Consider the following 16207-nt stretch of genomic DNA (forward strand, 5'->3'; position numbering starts at 1 on the left):
TTGGCGATGCCAAATTCATTGTTAATGTGTTGTTTCTAGTGTGCGTGTTCCGACCTCGTCCTGCTTCTGTTCCCGGGAGACCGCATGGCAGCCGCCCAAACCGGTAAGATACCCGACAGGCTTTGGCTCTGCATGAGCGACAGCAACCGCACGCGCGTCTTGTCGCGGGCGTTGGCCAAGGGTTTGGGCATGACGGTCTATATGGGGCCGACCATGGACGAAGAGGGCCCGGTCGCGCTGATCGTCGCCGATGACGCCCATGCCGCCCGGATCGCCGACGCGCGCAAGAATGCCGCGCCCAAGCAGCGGTCGCTTCTGGTCACCGGGAATGCCCGACGCAGCGGCGCCGATATCTTTCTCGATCATGATGCCGATGCCGGCACCGTCGCCAATGCGATTGACGGGCTGCGCGCCTATCGGGCGCATGAGCTCGCCATTCCCGCTGATGCCGAGATTGGTCTCGGCGCGACCCAATCGCTCGAGGCGGGTGAGTTCTCGATCCAGACCCGTGAACAGGCCAGCGATGTCGCCATCCTGCTCGGCCGCGCCACGCCGCGTCCCTGTGCGACGGCGGTTGGCCTCTATGTTTTGCTCGCCAATGCGATCGAGCACGGCAATCTCGGCTTTGATGCCACGGAGAAGGCCAAGGGGCTGGCGGAAGGCAATTGGGAGCGCAAACTCGCCAAGCGCATGACCGAGAGCGAGTATGAGGATCGCCGAGTCCATCTGCGCTTCCAGCGCGGTGGCCGCATCCTCTCATTCATCATCCAGGATGATGGCGAAGGCATTGATGCCGAGACGGCTGAGATGGCGGACCCGTCGCGCGCCGGTTATCGCGGCAAGGGCATCAAGCTGGCCAAGTCGATGGGCTTCGGTCAGGTCAATTATCTCGGTATCGGCAATACGGTGGAGGCAACCGTCCTGCTTCCGCAACGGCTTGAAAGCAGTGCAGCGCCCCGAGCCGCGATGGCGCGGTGAGGGGGACTTGCCACATGAACGTCCTCTGAACCGGGCGCTCAGCCAGGCCTCATCTCAACATTGCTAGTGTCAGCTCAAGCACGGAGATTCATCCGAACGGGAGCTGCACATGTTTCATCTCAAAGCCTTCACAAGCGCCATTGCCCTGGGTGCGACCCTGGTGGCCGCGTGGCCGTCTGCCGCCCAGGCACAAAGCCGCAGTGGTATCGATCTGCACCCCAACCGTGATTGCGGCATCCAGGTCTATCTGTCCAACTCGGCCGGCGTTGCCGTGCCCAAGGCGGATTCCCGATTGAGCGGCTCCTATGTCTTCCATCTCTACCAGGCCATTCCGACCAGCGATCTCAATCTGCGCCTGGATGGTCGATTCTCCGGTGGTGGAGCGCATGACACGGCCCTGGCTCGCAGCCATTTCGGCCTTGGCTATGTGGTTCGCGGCGGCTATCGCGGCATGGATGAGATCCGTGATGCGGAACTGGGACAGGACGCGATGTTGCGCGGCTCCCTGTCGGTTTACGACCAGGCCGGCCGCCTGACCTGCTCGACCCAGGTCGTTGATGTCATGCCGATGTCGCTCCTGACATTCCAGCGCCCGGTCGTGCAGCGCAATCAGAACCGGATCCCGACAAACGGCCCGACGCCAGCGGAACAGGCCCGCGAGCGGATCGCCGCTGCCAATGCAGCCGCGCCGCAACAACGTCTCACGCCTGCCCAGTGCGCCCGTCTGCGTTCTGCCCGACCGGCCCAGTGCCGCTACGACTGAACCTGGTTTTCCTCCGACCCCAAACTGGCCCGCCCTGATCTCAGTGGCGGGCTTTTTCTTGTCCGGACCGGCAAGATGAACAAGATCCCCAAATCCGTTCATCTACCTGTTTTGACTATGAATGCAGCTCTCAGCATTCGCTCATCACATGCCCTTTAGAACAGGTGACAGGCTTCGATGCATCGGGCGTCGGCCAGCAAAACGGAGTAGTCAAAATGAAAACCCGCTTTCTCATTGCCAGCGCCCTCGCGGCGGTTTCCATCCTCGGCACGGTCGGTGCAGCTGAAGCACAATCGCGCAACCGCGTCTCGATCGCCCAGGAAGGCTATCGGAACGATATCGCCGGCCGTCAGCAGGGCTATCGCCAGAGCATGGTGATCAACCAGCGCGGTGAGCGTCAGTACGTCACGGTCATCCAGGACGGTGCCCGCAACGGCACCACGGTTGGCCAGCGCGGTCGCTACAACGAAGCGCATGTCGATCAGTATGGCCGCAATAATGACGCCGTGGTCGGTCAGCAGGGCTACAACAATTACGCCCGCAATGTTCAGACCGGCAATCGCAATATCGTGGGTGTTTCCCAGATGGGGCGGAACAACACGGCTGTCACCGATCAGTACGGCAATAACAACGCCGCCGGGGTGATCCAGGTTGGCAATGGCCAGTCGGCCAATGTCCGCCAGACGGGCTCCGGCAATGTGACCCTGGTTATCCAGGGCGACCACTAGGACGACCCCGCCGGGCGCTGCGGCAGGACGCCGCTGCGCCGACTGGGCCGCCACCAGCCAAGGAGGCTGACATGGGTATTAAACTGATTTCCCTGAGTTCGCTGGCGGCTATGGCCAGTATCTGGTTCGCCGTTGAAGTTGATGAAGCGCCGGCTGAAGCGCGCCTCGCCACGCTGGAGAATGGTCCGGCCTGCGGCATCGATCTGACCGAGACCGCTGACGGACTCGTCGTGACCGCTTGGAGTGCTCCGGACGCCGGGTCAAGCTGGGACATGATCATCACCCAGCGCACCGGTGGAGGCTCCTTTGATCTCTATCAAGGCGGCGATATCGAATCCTTTGGTGAGGGCGCGGTTGTCCTGTCCGACATCACCCTGGACATGGAAACCGATTTCACCGCGCGGCTCTCGACCTGGAGCCCGCAGGGCGAGCTGCTTTGCCGCTGGGGCGACGCTGTCTGACGTGGCAGCGGGACCCGTCCGCTACCGACATTGCAACGACATGCCAGACCGGGACGCCCAGACGGGTTCCCGGTCTGCCAGTGCTTGGCCGCCGTTGCGGCAAGCCTGAACACGCCGGCGTCTTGTCGATGCCGGCGCGGCCCCCCATCTGTGCAACTCAACACTCGGGGAGTTAACCGAAATGAGCATCACCTTGTCGTCCGTCGCCCGGACTCAACTCGATCAGGTCTATCGCGCCGTCGACATCATCCTGGCCAAGGGCGAGGCCCACGCGAAGGAAAAGGGCGTGGAAGACAGCGTGTGGCTCAACTGGCGGCTTTCGCCGGACATGTTCGCCTTCGCCCGTCAGGTCCAGCTGGTCTCCGATTTCACCGTGCGCGGCATGTCGCGCCTCGCCGGTGCAGAACCGGCATCGCTGCCTGACACGGAAACCAGTTTCGCCGAGCTCCGCGAACGGATCGCCAAGGCGCGGGAGACCGTCTGGGCCCTCGATACCGCTGCGATCGATGCAGACCCGCAAGGCGAAATCACCTTCCCGGCGGGCCGCGATCGCGAAATGACCCTGCCGCGCCAGACCTATCTGCAGAGCTTCGTCATCACCAACGCCATTTTCCATGCCTCGACGGCCTATAATATACTGCGCCAGCTTGGCGTTCCGCTCGGCAAGGCCGACATGATGGGCATGACCGGCTAGTCGATATTTCATGGCGAGGCTAACCTGTCCGAAAACAGGGGAGTCTTGCCATGACCATTCTTGCAGCCCTGCTTCTGGCGGTTGCCCAACCGGCGGCTGCCGAAGTCCCGTCAGATACCGGGATAGACGCGTTCGAGCCGCAGGGTTTCACGACCCGCTTCACGGTCGAGATCGCGGCCCCGATCACCGAGGTGTTCGAGGCCGCGACCGGCGATGTCACCGGTTGGTGGGATCACAGTTTCTGGCCGAACCCGGCCGAAATGGTGATCGAGCCGCGCTTTGACGGCCGCTTTTATGAACGCTTCGAGGCGGGGTCGGACAATGGCACCTTGCATGCGCGGGTGATCTTTGTGCGAGCGCCGCATCAATTGCGACTGCATGGTCCCCTTGGTCTCTCCGGCCGGGCTTTCGACCTGGTCACGAGCTGGTCGCTCGCGGAAATCGATGCGGGTGAGGCGACGGCCTTTACCGTCGAATTGCATATGGCCGGGGAAGTGGATGCGGAATTGGCCGGTATCGTGCGCTCGGTCTGGGTGCATTTTATCGATGACCGACTGAGGCCCTGGGTTGAAGCCGACTGCCATTTGACGCCGGATGTGCCTTGTTCAGCCTTCGCCGATCAGCCTTGACCTTGGCAGCTCCCCGCACCAGCCCTATCTCAGGGACATGACGGATTTCGAGGACCTTCCCGGACGCTTGCCGCTCTTCCCGTTGGGCGGTGCCATTCTCCTGCCCGGAGAAATCCTGCCGTTGAATGTGTTTGAGCCTCGCTATCTCAACATGGTGGACGATGCCCGTAACGGAAGCGGGCATATCGGCATTATCCAGAGCCGCTCGGGCAGCAATCCGGAGAAACCAGAATTGGCGCCGATCGGGGGTGCAGGGCGGTTGAAGCAATGGCAGGAAACGGAAGACGGTCGCTATCTGATCACCCTTGTTGGCGTGAGCCGCTTCCGCGTGCGTCGGGAAGTCGCGGCGGACAAGCCCTATCGGGTCGCCGAAGCGGATTATGCCGATTTCGCCAATGATCTCTTGCCGCGCCAAATTACGGATGCTGACCGTGATCGGCTGCTTGGCTTGTTGCAGGCCTGGTTCGAGGCGGAACAGCTCGCCGCTGACTGGCGCACGCTTCGGGAGGCACCCTTGCCGGTTCTGGTTGATCAATTGGCCATGTCGGCCCCTTTCCCCGCCGCCGACCGGCAAGCCTTGCTGGAAGCATCGAATACGACTGCGCGGCTGAATCTGATGCAGGATCTGTTGGCCGAGCGGATCGCCGGCAATGCCGGCGGATCGATGCAATAGGCGTCAGCCGGTCAGCCAGTCCCTGGCAGGGCTCTTGGAGGTAAAAGCGCGAGCCTGGTCACCATTTCGAGCATGTGCCTCACAAGCCAGGTTGGCCTCGGCGTGCTGTTCGGAGCGAATGACATAAGCCACGCGATAGCCCTTGAAGAGCCGCGCGACAAAGCGCGTCCGTTCCTCCCACTCCATGGCGGTCAGATCATAATCCGCATCTCGGATGTCGTAGAGCACCAGACGTGATCTGAGTTGCTTGGCGATGATGGTGAAGGCGGAAGCGGGTGCGCGCTCGCTGCCCGCCTTGCGTTCGCCCTGGGCACGGAGCTCGATGACGCCGTCACTGAGCTGAAGGTCGAACCCTTCCATGGAATAGCTGGAACTCATACCTGCCACCCGTCCGGCCCCAGAAAATGCGCACCCGCGCGGAGCTTAGCGTGTTGCGGCGCTTTCGGTCACCCCACGCAGCCAAATTCGCGCCTCCTGGCGTGAGCGGCAGGACAGACCCTGGCCGTTTCGCATGTCGAGGTGATGCAGGACGCGTGCGACCTGAGCGTCCTGGTCCTGGCGATTGACGAAGGCTGTCGGCCGTCCCTGGCAAAGGCGGGCAATCAATCGCGCGCGCTCTTCCCATTCAGAATCGCTGAAATGGTAATGAGCGCCGCGCACATCGAAGAGAATGGCGCGGGTATCCGAATTGGCCAGAAAGGACTCGAAGGACCGCCGGGGATCGCGTCCCATGGCGGCCGTGCGCGTGCCGTCTGTCCGCATCTCCAGCACGTGGCCGTCAATGCGGATGTCAAAGCCTTCCATCGAATAGGCCTGGGCCACGCGCTCTCCCTTACATCGTGAAGGGGCGGTTATGGCGCCAATCATGCCGAGAATAAGGCGCTTTGGCCACTCATGGCGGGCAACCGCCATGCGCCATCGGGTAGCTAGTCCGGCACGCGGGCCTGCAGGCAGGCACAATTGCGCATCTCATTGGCGCACAATCGATCCAGCCATTCGTCCAGGGCGATGGCGAGAACGCGCTGCTGGGACCAGTTCATCTGTACCGAGACGGTCCCGAGCCGACGCTTCTGCTCGGCGGTCAGACGAACAGTTGCGCGATGCTCGAGCGGGGCGTCAGGTCCGGGCAGTGGGGGCGGGATATTGGGGGCCGCTCCTCCACTGCAACACCCGCCCAGCGGCGAAGCGGAAGCAGGTGTTTCCCGGCGCCGCCTCGCGGACGGGCCGGAACCGGATTCAGACGCCGGGTGTGCGACCGGCGCAGGCTTGCCCGCGGGAGACGCCGTCTTGCGGGCAATCAGGGATGAGCGGGTGTCGTCGTCCTCGCGCGCCAGGTTTTCCGGGCGCGGCGGATCAATGTCCCGGCGCTGCGGCAAGTCTGTATAGGAGACCTGGCCCAGGGGTGAGGGGATGGCCGGCGAGGCTTCGCCCTTGCGGGCCAGGAGACCGGCATGAAGGCTGGCGTATTTGGCGCTCATGGAGATGTCCTTCCTGTCGGGGCTCACGCCGTGAAACGGCGGCCGAAAGGTTGATGGGCGGTGCGGCGGCGGTCCGGCTTGCCCGGCGGCGGACCGCTATCGGCCTTGCGGCGATCGACCCCGTCCCAGTTGGAATTGGCGGAGGCGGCGGGTTCGGGCGGTGGCGGTGCACCTGTGCCGGCGAGGGCATAGCCCGGCTGGTCTTCCAGCGCGTCCTCGTCGTCATCGACTTCCTGGCCCGACATGCCGGCCGTGGCCGGTGACAGGATGTCGGCCTCGAAGGTGGAGCGCGGCGGCCGGTCCAGCATGTCGCGCGGATCACTGGCCCGCATGCGCATCAGCCGGTCATCGAGATAGGCCCACAGATTGGCGACTTCGCTGGCCGAGCGGCTGGTTTCGGAGACTTCACCGACCGTGCGGCCATCAATCATCGAGGCGGCAAAGTCGACGCGATGGTGCAGTGTCACCGGGGCCACCGTGCCGTGCTGGGAGAGGGCGACCGCGGTCTCGCCGGTGATCCGGGCCCGGGCGGTGGCCGAATTGATCACGAAAACCAGCGGCTTGGCCTGAATTTGCACGATATCGACGGTCGGTCCGACGGCGCGCAGATCATGCGGGCTGGGCCGGGTCGGCAGCACGACCAGATCGGCATGGGTGATCACCTCGGCAATGGTCGAGGTCACGGCGGGCGGCGTGTCGATGATGATCAACCGATAGCCGGCCTCCGAGAGCAATTTGATGTCGCGCCCCAGATCCGGCACGGAGATGCGGGCGAAGGCGGGGACGGCGCTGGACCGCGCATTCCACCATTTCGCCATCGAGCCTTGCGGATCGGTATCGATCAGCGCGACCGGTCCCGCGCCGGACACTTCCGCCTGCACCGCCATGTGCGCCGAAACGGTGGTCTTGCCGGACCCGCCCTTTTGCGACGCGAAGACCACGACTTGAGCCTTGCCTGCCATTTCAGCACCTCTCCCGTCTGACCGCCTGCTGGCCGTCTCATGGAGGGTCATGAAAACAGGCATGTCTTGCCCGAGGTCTAAGCTTCGCCCGGGAATTTAAGTCGAAATTTCGCCGTATTGTCTGAGTCTTGTGACGCAGCATGCTGCAAGGAGCCCGACCCATGGCCGAAAAGACGGTCACATCCGGTGACATTATCCGCATCATCGCTGCCGTCCTGCTGCCACCGCTCGGTGTCTTTTTGCAGGTCGGGATCGGGATCCAGTTCTGGATCAATATCGTGCTGACCATTCTCGGCTATATCCCGGGCATTGTGCACGCCGTCTGGATCATCGCCCGGCGCTGACCGCCTCCCGCAGGTCGTTTGGTCGGGCAGGGGACGCGTTCACAGCCAGTCCCGCCCGGAGCCGGCAACACCTCATGCTAGGCTGTCTGCCAGCTGAGGAGATTTGCCATGCCCGAGCCGACCGGAACCGAGACCGCCCTGAACCGCTATACCGCGCTCTACGAGGCGCTGGGGCGTGCGCGGCCGAAGCCGGATGGCGATGCGCGTCCCTTCGCGGCCGCAGCCCTGATCCGGGCGCCGCAGGGCGAGGCGGGGCAGGATGTGCGCAGCCTGGTGCAGCGCACCCGTGAGCATTTCCGCACCCTGAAGGAGGAATCCGGCGGCTGGCGGGCGCCCAGCGGGGCCCTGCGCTGGATTTATGCCGCGATGATGGCCGCCCAGTCGATCGACCCGCAGCGCTATTTCGCCCTGCGCGATGCCCTCAAGGCTGCCCGCAAGGCGTCGGGCACCGGCACGCTTTATGCCGGCGGCTCCCGCGCGGCGCTGATCCTGTCCCTGTCGGACGAGACGACCGAGACCCTGATCGCCCGTTTCTTTGCCATCAAGGCGGCGATCAAGCCGCCCTGGTGGCGCCGTGACATGTCGGTCACCGACATGTTTTCGGCCGCCCATGCCGCCGATGGGGCGACGCCGGGCGAGATCGTGGCACGCCGTGATGCCGCCGAGGCCATCTTCGCCGCTGACCGCGTGCTCAAGGGGCACAAGCGCGAAGGCGCCCGCCTGTGCACGCTGATGGGCACCAATCCGCACCAGGTCGTGGCCGGCTTTGACGCCCTGCGCCAGGCCGCCAGGGCGGAGAAAAAGCTGCGGCACGACCATGACAGGACCATGCTGGTCGCCTGGGCCTGCGAGGGCCTGGAACCGGCCGACATGGCCGCGATCGAAGGCCTGCGCGAAGCCCTGCCGCGCCGCTGTGGCGGCGCCGGTCATGCCCGCACGCGCCTGGCGCACCAGGTCCTGATCGCCGACCGTCCCGCTCCGCCGGGCACCAGCATCTCCGCCATCAGCGCGGTCATCGCCGCCCAGGCCGCCATGGTCGCCGCCATCGTCGCCTCAACCTCTGCTGCGACGACGGTGACATCGAGCTAGGCCGGGGCCCGGACGCAGGCACGCCTTTGTCCCCGTACGCGTCAGCGCCGGAGGGAGGAGAGGGGAACGGGATGTCGGCCAATGCCGATAACCGGTTGATTTGATAACGTGACATCGTCGACATCCCGTCCGCGGAGTTTTCCCGGGCTGTCTCCACCCCGATTCCAATGCGTCAGGTAGATGGGGTCGGTCGTTTAGTGCCCCGCGACCTGGTCGCACGCCCTGCCAGCGCCAATGGCTGTCACACTACCGCCCGGACAGGCTCCGCACGCTTCCGGGCACAAGTGACTGAGCTCGCGCCTCCCGTCCCGAAAACCGAGGGCATTATCGCGTGGTGGAGAGGGGGGAGGATAAGTTTGGCTGATTTTTTTGTCGGCACACACTTTCCCTCTCCCTTGGGAGAGGGGCAGGGTGAGGGGTAAACCCCGGTGAACGCAGGAGTTTTCCCCCTCATCCGCGCTACGCGCACCTTCTCCCAAGGGAGAAGGAAAGGGGTGCGCAGCGGGGATAAGTTGCGTCAATAGCCGCGCATCCGCGCTCGCCCATTTGGCTCATTGTACAGTCATCTTCGCCTCGCTAGCTTGAGCCGACAGACAGGGGACAGTTCATGACACCGACCACACGCACGCTACTCGCCAGCCTCGCCGCGCTTTCCGCACTCGCCGCACCGGCCCTGGCCCAGAAGGGCGCCGCGCCCGCGGCGACGGCCGATTGCGGTCTCTCCGCGACGGCGGACTGGGGCGGCGATCCGGCCAGCGGACTGACCGCCCGGGCCGTCACGGCTTGCGACGCGAACGGCCGCATCCACGCCACGCTCAGCCTGGTCGATGCCACCGGCACGACGCAGTTTGAGGCCCGCTACCCGACCGACGAGGTCATGCTCCTCGCCTGGGCCGAGCCGGGCCAGCTCGCCCCCGCCCTCGCGGACTGGCTGACCGCCTTCACCGATCTCGACAACACCACCCACATCCCCGGCCCCGACGCCGAATTCCCCTTCTACGCAGCCGAAGACCTCACCGAGACCGACATCAACACCCTGCGCACCGAGGCACGCGACATGGCCTGCTATGTCCAGGGGATGGAAAGCGCGAATTGCCTGGTGCGTGAAGGCGATGGCGTGCGCGAAATCGGCTTGATGCTGTTTCCGGGCTAGGTTTTCCGCCTCTCCCCGACCGGGGAGAGGTCCCGGAGCGCACCAGCGCGCCGGGGGTGAGGGGCGCGCCGCCCTGCGGCGCCAGGGAAGGTTTTTAATGGGCGCTGTCGCGCCGCCCCTCATCGACCCTGCGGGCCACTTCTCCCCGGTCGCGGAGAAGCAATTGAGGCCCTTCCCCTTGATGGGGAAGGTGGGCCGGCGCGGAGCGCCGGGTCGGAAGGGGTGAAACGCGCAGCGTTCCGGCTCCGGCCGTCCATCACCCACTCCGTATTGACAATTAGAGCGTGTCCAGAAAAAGTGTGATCGTTAGGGGAAGGGGTAGCGCCCGGAAACTAGCGTGCTTTATGCACTACGCAATGGTAGCTCAGTGGATAGAGCGTTCGCCTGCTAAGCGAAGGGTCGGGGGTTCGAATCCCCCCCATTCGTTTCCAAATCAACGATGGTTTCTGGATCTTTTATGACATCGTTACCTTATACTACTTCTCCTGGGAATATAACAAAATCTTTAGTTGCTATTAAAGCTGCTACCGTTCCGGATCGCGTATCCGGAGATTTTGTGAAGACTATATTGAAAGTGCCTGGTGGTTCTGGTGATCAGATAAATTCTTTTCTTAAAAAGTTGGGTTTCACGAACTCTGACGGCTCACCAAGTGAATTGTACAAGAAATTTAGAAACCCAAGTTCGTCTGGGAGGGCGATTGCAGATGCAATCCGGCATGCGTATGCCCCGCTCTATCAGAGAAATGAATATATGCATGAACTCGATGACGAAGGGTTGTTGGGTCTAATCGTTGAAACAACCGGTCAAGCACATGATTCTAATCCGGTGAAATTGATATTAAGTTCAATTAAGCATTTGAAGGATTTTGCAAATTTTGAAACTACGGAGATTCAAGGGGGCTCGGCTGACACTGCTGCGCAACCTTTAACAAGAGATAATGCGGCCTCAAGCAGTCATTCGGCTCAGCAAGGAATAGGCTTGAACTTAGGATATACGATTAATTTGAACTTGCCAGCGACCTCTGATCCCGCTGTATTCGATGCTATATTTAGAAGTTTGAAAGAAAACTTGTTGAGGCCCGAAGATGGCTAGGCGCCCGGACGGACTTGTTCGTGCATTTGGTATGTCAGGTCTCCAGTTGGTGAGTGGTCTTTCGGCCATCGAAAAGTCGTTTGGTATCAAGCTTGGTCATGTGTCAGGTGGAGAGGTTGGGCGCAAGGTCGAAGAGTACGGCCAGTTTGACAAAAGCATTCGGGTCGAAGCAGCCAGTATGTCAGAGCTCTACGAAGTTTTCTATTGTTTAGAAAACTCAATAAGGAAGTTAATTTCTGATGTTATGTTTGATGCGGATGGTGCTGGGTGGTGGGATGGGGACCGAGTTGACGCTAAGAGAATTAGAGAGCCAGCTGCTGCAAGGCGAAAAAAGGAAGTGGATAGCGGAATTACTCCCAGATCGGACCGTCTTATCGAGTACACGACATTTGGTGAATTATCCCAACTGATTACTGATAACTGGGAGCTTTTTGATCCGATATTCAGTTCAAAATCAGCGGTGAGCAATATTTCGAACCAGCTAAATTTGTTAAGGGGTCCGATTGCGCACTGTAATCCTACAGATGATATAGAGCACGAACGGTTAAACCTAGCTGTTCGTTCCTGGTTTAGAATTATGTCTTAATTGTTTGTTTGGGCTGTCGGGTGGTGATTATCTATATTCGAACGTGCGCCCTGAGATTGTCATATTAGCGTTTAAGAAAGATACTCCTCGGATCAAGTCCACGCCCCCTCACTCCCCCCGCAACTTCAAAACCTCATCCCGCAGCCTCGCCGCTTCCTCAAACTCCAAATCCGCCGCCGCCTCGCGCATCCGCTTCTCCAGGTCCGCGATCACCGCGACCACATTATCCCCCGCCACAAACGCCGCCTGATCCGCCTCGCGCAGGCCCTTCGGCCGACCATCGCCCTTCTTGCGTCCCTTGGCAGCCACACCACGCCCCTTGGCTTGCGACTCCATCACTTCTTCCAGGATGTCGCTGATGCCCCTTGTGATCGTCGTCGGGGTGATGCCGTGTTCTTCGTTGTGGGCGATCTGTTTGGTGCGGCGGCGTTCGGTTTCGTCCATGGCGCGTTGCATCGAGCCGGTGATGCGGTCGGCGTAGAGGATGACTTTCGAGTCAGCGTTTCGGGCGGCGCGGCCGATGGTCTGGACGAGGGAGGTTTCTGACCTCAGGAAGCCTTCCTTGTCGGCGTCGAGAATGGCGACGAGGCCGCATTCGGGGATGTCGAGGCCCTCGCGCAAGAGGTTGATGCCGATCAGCACGTCATAGACGCCGAGGCGGAGATCGCGGATCAGTTCGATGCGTTCGACCGTGTCGACGTCGGAATGCATGTAGCGGACCTTGAGGCCCTGCTCATGCATGTATTCGCTGAGATCCTCGGCCATGCGCTTGGTCAGCGTGGTGATCAGGGTGCGGAAGCCGCGCTCGGTGGTGGCGCGGGCCTCGTCGATGACATCATCGACCTGGCTGGCACCATCCGCCGCGACCGGGCGCACTTCGACCGGCGGGTCGATCAGGCCGGTCGGGCGGATGACTTGCTCCGTGAACACGCCACCGGTCTGGTTCAGCTCCCACTGGCCCGGCGTCGCCGAAACCGAGACGGTCTGCGGCCGCATGGCGTCCCATTCCTCGAATTTGAGCGGGCGGTTATCGAGACAGCTTGGCAGGCGGAAACCGTGATCGGCCAGCGTCTTCTTGCGGCTGTAATCGCCTTTATACATGGCGCCGAGCTGCGGAATGGAGACATGGCTTTCATCGGCGAAGACGAGGGCGTCTTCCGGAATATATTCGAACAGGGTGGGCGGCGGCTCGCCCGGCTTGCGGCCGGTGAGGTAGCGGGAGTAATTCTCGATCCCGGCGCAGGAGCCGGTGGCGCCGAGCATTTCCAGGTCGAACTCGGTACGCTGCTGCAGGCGCTGGGCTTCCAGCAGCTGGCCCTGACTTTCCATCCAGGCGAGGCGTTCCTTGAGTTCGGCCTTGATCTTGACGATGGCCTGGTTGAGCGTCGGACGCGGCGTCACATAGTGCGAATTGGCGTAGAATTTCACCGATTTGAGCTCGGTCATCGTCTTGCCGGTCAAGGGATCGAATTCGGTGATCTGCTCGACCTCATCGCCGAAAAAGCCGATGCGCCAGGCGCGGTCGTCATAATGGGCGGGGAAGACTTCCAGATTATCGCCGCGTATGCGGAAAGTGCCGCGGATAAAGGCGGCGTCATTGCGGGTGTATTGCAGATCGACCAGCTGGCGCATGACGGCGCGCGGATCGGCCATGTCGCCGGGCTTCAGCTCGAAGGTCATCGCCGTATAGGTCTCGACCGAGCCGATGCCGTAAATGCAGGAGACCGAGGCGACGATGATGACGTCATCGCGTTCCAGGATGGAGCGCGTGGCGGCGTGGCGCATCCGGTCGATGGCCTCGTTGATGGAGCTTTCCTTCTCGATATACGTGTCGGTGCGCGGCACATAGGCCTCGGGCATGTAGTAGTCGTAATAGGAGACGAAATACTCGACGGCATTGTTGGGGAAGAAGCTCTTGAACTCGCCATAGAGCTGGGCGGCGAGCGTCTTGTTCGGGGCCAGGATGAGGGCCGGGCGCTGCACCGCCTCGATGATCTTGGCCATGGTGAAGGTCTTGCCGGTGCCGGTCGCGCCCAAGAGGACCTGGTCGCGCTCCTCGCTTTTCAGCCCCTCGACCAGTTCGGCAATCGCCTGGGGCTGGTCGCCGGTGGGGGAATATTCCGACACGCATTGGAAGCGCTGCCCGCCCTCGGACTTTTCCGGCCGGTCCGGACGGTGCGGCGTCCAGTCGCCGGCGGTCGACACGCTGGTGAGCGTATCGAGCACGAAGTCTTCCGGAGCGGTGAGCGTGTCGTCGAGGGTCAGCTTGGCCATGGGACTGAATATGTGACGCCGCGCGGGCGAGGGCCAGTGCTGCACTGTCACCGCCTTGCCACCGTGCTGTCAGGAGCGCGCATGGCGTATGAGCGGGCGTTAGGGTGATGTTCAGCGACACAGGGTTAATGTGAAGGCAGGAGATCCAGACAGATGACCCTTGCCCTGCCCCTGCCCAACCGCCTCAGCGTGCTGCTGGTCGACGACAGCCGCCCGGTTCGCGCCGTTGTGCGAACCTTGCTGACGGGACTGGGTTTCGGCCGGATTTTCGAGGCGGCCGATGGCGATGAGGCCCTGGTCCTGGCCCGCACTTGCGGTCCGGACTTTGCGCTGATCGACTATGATCTGGGGATGAGTTCCGGCCTCGACCTGGCCCGGCGTTTCCGGGACCCGGTGCAGTCCCTGCGTCCGGACCTGCCGCTCATTCTGCTGGCGGCTGACGGCTTTGCGCATCTGGTCCGCGGGGCCGCTTCGGCGGGCGTGTCGGCCGTTCTGCCCAAACCGGTCAGCCCGTCGCGGCTGCGCGAGACCCTGTTCGGCTTGTTACAGCCTGAAATTATGGCCCCGCCAACCTACGGTGCCAGCCTCCAGGCTCTGGATGGAGTGGACCCATGCCGAATGAGCCGCTGAGCGGATTGCGCATCCTGGTGGTTGAAGATGTTGCGTCGATGCGCAGCCTGGTGGTGAAGCTGCTGGGCCGGCTCGGCTGCGAGGATGTGTTCGAGGCGGCGGACAGCGAGACAGCCTGGCACCATCTCAAGCGTCATCAGTTCGATGCGGTTCTGCTCGATTACGAGCTGACCTCCGATGATGGTGTGTCCCTTGCCCGGCGCGTGCGCAGCGACAAGGCGCTGGTCAATCGGCATGTCCCGATCATCCTGCTGACCGCGCATGACGAGGCGCCGATCGTCGAGGCCGCGGGCAAGGCAGGCGTGGATGCCTGTCTGGTCAAACCGGTCATGCCCGACCGTCTCGGGCAGCGCATCCTCGAAGCTGTCAAACACCGCCGGGCGATGAATGGTCTGCCGCCGGGCACCACGGAAGTGTCCTGGACGGACTGATCAATCGGCTGACGGTACCGTCGTGGGGTCAGGCCATTGCTCGGGAAAGATCAGACCGTCCGTGTCAAAGCCGCGGGCCTGAAGGTCGGTGAGGCGAGCCTCGACGAAGTCCGCACCGGGCTGGGGGTTGCGGGCCAGGATCCACAGATAGCGCCCCTCGGCCTCGGAAATCACGGCCCAGCTGTAGTCCTCGGCCAGGTCGATGATCCAGTAATCGCCGAAGAAGGGGCCAAAGAAGCTCACTTCCAGACGGGCATTACTGTCCGGGTCGGCGATGCGGGCGCGGCCCTCGGCTGTGTCTCCGGGACCGGCGAGCCCGTCCTTCCAACAGCGATTGAGGACGCCAATCATCCCGTCCGGGCGTCGCGAGTATTCCGCTATGACACCGTCACAGCCGCGCTCGAAGCCATGATCCGCGCGGGCAATCTCGAACCAGCGACCCAGATAGCGATCAAGGTCGACCGCGGCGACGGTCTGTGGCGGCGTGTCGCCAGCCAGCCGGTCGCGCGGCGGCGAGGTGCAAGCCGACAAGGGCAGGATGAGCAGGGCAAGCAGAATGGCAGGCGCGCGCATGACAGGCTCCAAGGGTTGCGACCTTCGGGGAGATGGCGCATTGGATCGCCCGATCAAGGCCTGCACGCCAATCCCGTCAGAGCACGGGCGGCGTGGCCTCAGGCGTCGTCATACACGTCCGCTTCGATCACCGCGTCCAGGCCCAGTTCGAGATAATCGCCGAGCATGGGCGCGCCGAGCAGGTAATCCTCGGTCGGGCCGCTGCGGCGGCTGCGGGCCTCCCGGACGGCGCGGTGGAAGTCGCGACCGTCGTAGTCGCCGCGACCAATCCAGTAGAGCGCCACCAGATCGGCCTGGGCCTCCTCGTCGAGCGAGCCCAGCCAGTCCTCGATTTCCGTGCGGATCGGATCGACCTCCCCGGTCAGCAGGTTCTCGACCGCATCGGTCTCGCCACTGTCCGGATCCCTCTCGAAATCGTCGATCTGTTCCTTGCTGTCATAGGCGCGGGCCCGGTCTATCAGGGAGCGCACCATTTTTTCTGCGATGTTCATGACCTTGCCTTTCCAAGCTTGCCAAACTGAACGCGACGCAACGGTTTGACGGTAGCACAAGACGGGGTCCCTGTGACGGGCGATCGGGTCGTCCGGCCTGCGACGGTTCAGCGCGTCTGCGCCCCAGCCCGGTCAAGACTTGGTTAAGGCGGCGGGTGCACACTCCGGGCGTCATTT

Annotated in this window: 20 protein-coding genes, 1 tRNA gene and 1 pseudogene; 15 read left to right on the plus strand and 7 right to left on the minus strand. The window is 62.7% G+C overall.

All coding sequences use genetic code 11. The annotated features are described in order from the left end of the window. Window positions 1–132: 132 nt before the first annotated feature. The 7 genes from Q0X62_RS05825 (at window position 133) to Q0X62_RS05855 (ending at window position 4926) form a co-directional block, all read left to right on the plus strand. Window positions 133–978 (plus strand): ATP-binding protein, encoded by an 846-nt coding sequence (locus Q0X62_RS05825; RefSeq protein WP_297732668.1) that lies wholly within the window; start codon window positions 133–135, stop codon window positions 976–978. 109 nt (window positions 979–1087) lie between these two features. Further along, on the plus strand, window positions 1088–1741 hold the full coding sequence (locus Q0X62_RS05830; protein WP_297732670.1) for a hypothetical protein: 654 nt from the start codon (window positions 1088–1090) through the stop codon (window positions 1739–1741). A gap of 215 nt (window positions 1742–1956) precedes the next feature. Continuing rightward, window positions 1957–2469, plus strand: a complete 513-nt coding sequence (locus tag Q0X62_RS05835) for a curlin-associated protein (RefSeq protein WP_297732672.1) — start codon at window positions 1957–1959, stop codon at window positions 2467–2469. A 71-nt stretch (window positions 2470–2540) separates the two neighbouring features. Then, window positions 2541–2930: a curli-like amyloid fiber formation chaperone CsgH gene (csgH, locus tag Q0X62_RS05840; protein ID WP_297732674.1), complete on the plus strand. Its 390-nt coding sequence runs from the start codon at window positions 2541–2543 to the stop codon at window positions 2928–2930. Between the two features lie 181 nt (window positions 2931–3111). Beyond that, a complete protein-coding gene (locus Q0X62_RS05845) occupies window positions 3112–3624 on the plus strand; it encodes a DUF1993 family protein (RefSeq protein ID WP_297732676.1) in 513 nt (170 codons plus the stop codon). Between the two features lie 50 nt (window positions 3625–3674). Continuing rightward, complete coding sequence (locus Q0X62_RS05850; protein ID WP_297732678.1) at window positions 3675–4253, plus strand: SRPBCC domain-containing protein; 579 nt, start codon at window positions 3675–3677, stop codon at window positions 4251–4253. Window positions 4254–4290: 37 nt separating this feature from the next. Further along, window positions 4291–4926 carry an LON peptidase substrate-binding domain-containing protein gene (locus tag Q0X62_RS05855; RefSeq protein ID WP_297732680.1) on the plus strand — a complete coding sequence of 212 codons (636 nt, stop codon included), beginning with the start codon at window positions 4291–4293 and terminating at the stop codon, window positions 4924–4926. Window positions 4927–4929: 3 nt separating this feature from the next. Here the strand turns inward: Q0X62_RS05855 and Q0X62_RS05860 are convergent, their stop codons facing one another. The 4 genes and pseudogenes from Q0X62_RS05860 to Q0X62_RS05875 form a co-directional block, all read right to left on the minus strand. Then, window positions 4930–5304 carry a hypothetical protein gene (locus Q0X62_RS05860; protein ID WP_297732681.1) on the minus strand — a complete coding sequence of 125 codons (375 nt, stop codon included), beginning with the start codon at window positions 5302–5304 and terminating at the stop codon, window positions 4930–4932. Between the two features lie 45 nt (window positions 5305–5349). After that, window positions 5350–5748 (minus strand): hypothetical protein, encoded by a 399-nt coding sequence (locus tag Q0X62_RS05865; RefSeq protein ID WP_297732682.1) that lies wholly within the window; start codon window positions 5746–5748, stop codon window positions 5350–5352. 104 nt (window positions 5749–5852) lie between these two features. Continuing rightward, window positions 5853–6404, minus strand: coding sequence for a hypothetical protein (locus Q0X62_RS05870; protein WP_297732683.1), 552 nt, complete (start codon window positions 6402–6404; stop codon window positions 5853–5855). Window positions 6405–6736: 332 nt separating this feature from the next. Next, window positions 6737–7366 (minus strand): annotated as a pseudogene (locus tag Q0X62_RS05875) (ParA family protein); the annotation flags it as partial. 161 nt (window positions 7367–7527) lie between these two features. Here Q0X62_RS05875 and Q0X62_RS05880 point away from each other — a divergent pair. The 6 genes from Q0X62_RS05880 to Q0X62_RS05905 all read left to right on the plus strand — a co-directional run bounded on the left by Q0X62_RS05880 (window position 7528) and on the right by Q0X62_RS05905 (window position 11631). Further along, window positions 7528–7710, plus strand: a complete 183-nt coding sequence (locus Q0X62_RS05880; protein ID WP_297732685.1) for a YqaE/Pmp3 family membrane protein — start codon at window positions 7528–7530, stop codon at window positions 7708–7710. Between the two features lie 108 nt (window positions 7711–7818). Beyond that, on the plus strand, window positions 7819–8799 hold the full coding sequence (locus Q0X62_RS05885) for a hypothetical protein (protein ID WP_297732686.1): 981 nt from the start codon (window positions 7819–7821) through the stop codon (window positions 8797–8799). Window positions 8800–9406: 607 nt separating this feature from the next. Continuing rightward, complete coding sequence (locus Q0X62_RS05890) at window positions 9407–9952, plus strand: hypothetical protein (protein ID WP_297732687.1); 546 nt, start codon at window positions 9407–9409, stop codon at window positions 9950–9952. 353 nt (window positions 9953–10305) lie between these two features. After that, a tRNA-Ser gene (locus Q0X62_RS05895) sits at window positions 10306–10379 on the plus strand. 30 nt (window positions 10380–10409) lie between these two features. Then, on the plus strand, window positions 10410–11045 hold the full coding sequence (locus tag Q0X62_RS05900) for a DUF5343 domain-containing protein (protein WP_297732688.1): 636 nt from the start codon (window positions 10410–10412) through the stop codon (window positions 11043–11045). Between the two features lie 31 nt (window positions 11046–11076). Next, window positions 11077–11631: a Swt1 family HEPN domain-containing protein gene (locus Q0X62_RS05905; RefSeq protein WP_297732689.1), complete on the plus strand. Its 555-nt coding sequence runs from the start codon at window positions 11077–11079 to the stop codon at window positions 11629–11631. A gap of 108 nt (window positions 11632–11739) precedes the next feature. On the opposite strand, the gene uvrB is transcribed toward Q0X62_RS05905, so the two are convergent. Beyond that, entirely contained in the window at window positions 11740–13905 is a 2166-nt protein-coding gene (uvrB, locus tag Q0X62_RS05910) for an excinuclease ABC subunit UvrB (RefSeq protein ID WP_297732690.1), read from the minus strand. Between the two features lie 153 nt (window positions 13906–14058). Here uvrB and Q0X62_RS05915 point away from each other — a divergent pair, with 153 nt between their 5' ends. Continuing rightward, complete coding sequence (locus Q0X62_RS05915) at window positions 14059–14535, plus strand: response regulator (RefSeq protein WP_297732691.1); 477 nt, start codon at window positions 14059–14061, stop codon at window positions 14533–14535. Continuing rightward, complete coding sequence (locus Q0X62_RS05920) at window positions 14517–14966, plus strand: response regulator (protein WP_297732692.1); 450 nt, start codon at window positions 14517–14519, stop codon at window positions 14964–14966. The genes Q0X62_RS05915 and Q0X62_RS05920 overlap by 19 nt, the downstream gene beginning before the upstream one ends. Here the strand turns inward: Q0X62_RS05920 and Q0X62_RS05925 are convergent, their stop codons facing one another. Both Q0X62_RS05925 and Q0X62_RS05930 read right to left on the minus strand, forming a co-directional pair. After that, window positions 14967–15539, minus strand: a complete 573-nt coding sequence (locus Q0X62_RS05925) for a lipocalin family protein (RefSeq protein WP_297732693.1) — start codon at window positions 15537–15539, stop codon at window positions 14967–14969. 98 nt (window positions 15540–15637) lie between these two features. After that, complete coding sequence (locus Q0X62_RS05930) at window positions 15638–16030, minus strand: DUF3775 domain-containing protein (RefSeq protein ID WP_297732694.1); 393 nt, start codon at window positions 16028–16030, stop codon at window positions 15638–15640. Between the last annotated feature and the right edge of the window lie 177 nt (window positions 16031–16207).

The organism is uncultured Maricaulis sp. (genome assembly GCF_947259345.1).
Lineage (GTDB): Bacteria > Pseudomonadota > Alphaproteobacteria > Caulobacterales > Maricaulaceae > Maricaulis.

Bases quoted from the DNA above. Each gene is read 5' to 3' on its own strand.
- Q0X62_RS05825 (WP_297732668.1), top strand. From the start codon at position 133: ATGAGCGACAGCAACCGCACGCGCGTCTTGTCGCGGGCGTTGGCCAAG.
- Q0X62_RS05830 (WP_297732670.1), top strand. From the start codon at position 1,088: ATGTTTCATCTCAAAGCCTTCACAAGCGCCATTGCCCTGGGTGCGACC.
- Q0X62_RS05835 (WP_297732672.1), top strand. From the start codon at position 1,957: ATGAAAACCCGCTTTCTCATTGCCAGCGCCCTCGCGGCGGTTTCCATC.
- csgH (WP_297732674.1), top strand. From the start codon at position 2,541: ATGGGTATTAAACTGATTTCCCTGAGTTCGCTGGCGGCTATGGCCAGT.
- Q0X62_RS05845 (WP_297732676.1), top strand. From the start codon at position 3,112: ATGAGCATCACCTTGTCGTCCGTCGCCCGGACTCAACTCGATCAGGTC.
- Q0X62_RS05850 (WP_297732678.1), top strand. From the start codon at position 3,675: ATGACCATTCTTGCAGCCCTGCTTCTGGCGGTTGCCCAACCGGCGGCT.
- Q0X62_RS05855 (WP_297732680.1), top strand. From the start codon at position 4,291: ATGACGGATTTCGAGGACCTTCCCGGACGCTTGCCGCTCTTCCCGTTG.
- Q0X62_RS05860 (WP_297732681.1), bottom strand. From the start codon at position 5,304: ATGAGTTCCAGCTATTCCATGGAAGGGTTCGACCTTCAGCTCAGTGAC.
- Q0X62_RS05870 (WP_297732683.1), bottom strand. From the start codon at position 6,404: ATGAGCGCCAAATACGCCAGCCTTCATGCCGGTCTCCTGGCCCGCAAG.
- Q0X62_RS05880 (WP_297732685.1), top strand. From the start codon at position 7,528: ATGGCCGAAAAGACGGTCACATCCGGTGACATTATCCGCATCATCGCT.
- Q0X62_RS05885 (WP_297732686.1), top strand. From the start codon at position 7,819: ATGCCCGAGCCGACCGGAACCGAGACCGCCCTGAACCGCTATACCGCG.
- Q0X62_RS05890 (WP_297732687.1), top strand. From the start codon at position 9,407: ATGACACCGACCACACGCACGCTACTCGCCAGCCTCGCCGCGCTTTCC.
- Q0X62_RS05900 (WP_297732688.1), top strand. From the start codon at position 10,410: ATGACATCGTTACCTTATACTACTTCTCCTGGGAATATAACAAAATCT.
- Q0X62_RS05905 (WP_297732689.1), top strand. From the start codon at position 11,077: ATGTCAGGTCTCCAGTTGGTGAGTGGTCTTTCGGCCATCGAAAAGTCG.
- uvrB (WP_297732690.1), bottom strand. From the start codon at position 13,905: ATGGCCAAGCTGACCCTCGACGACACGCTCACCGCTCCGGAAGACTTC.
- Q0X62_RS05915 (WP_297732691.1), top strand. From the start codon at position 14,059: ATGACCCTTGCCCTGCCCCTGCCCAACCGCCTCAGCGTGCTGCTGGTC.
- Q0X62_RS05920 (WP_297732692.1), top strand. From the start codon at position 14,517: ATGCCGAATGAGCCGCTGAGCGGATTGCGCATCCTGGTGGTTGAAGAT.
- Q0X62_RS05925 (WP_297732693.1), bottom strand. From the start codon at position 15,539: ATGCGCGCGCCTGCCATTCTGCTTGCCCTGCTCATCCTGCCCTTGTCG.
- Q0X62_RS05930 (WP_297732694.1), bottom strand. From the start codon at position 16,030: ATGAACATCGCAGAAAAAATGGTGCGCTCCCTGATAGACCGGGCCCGC.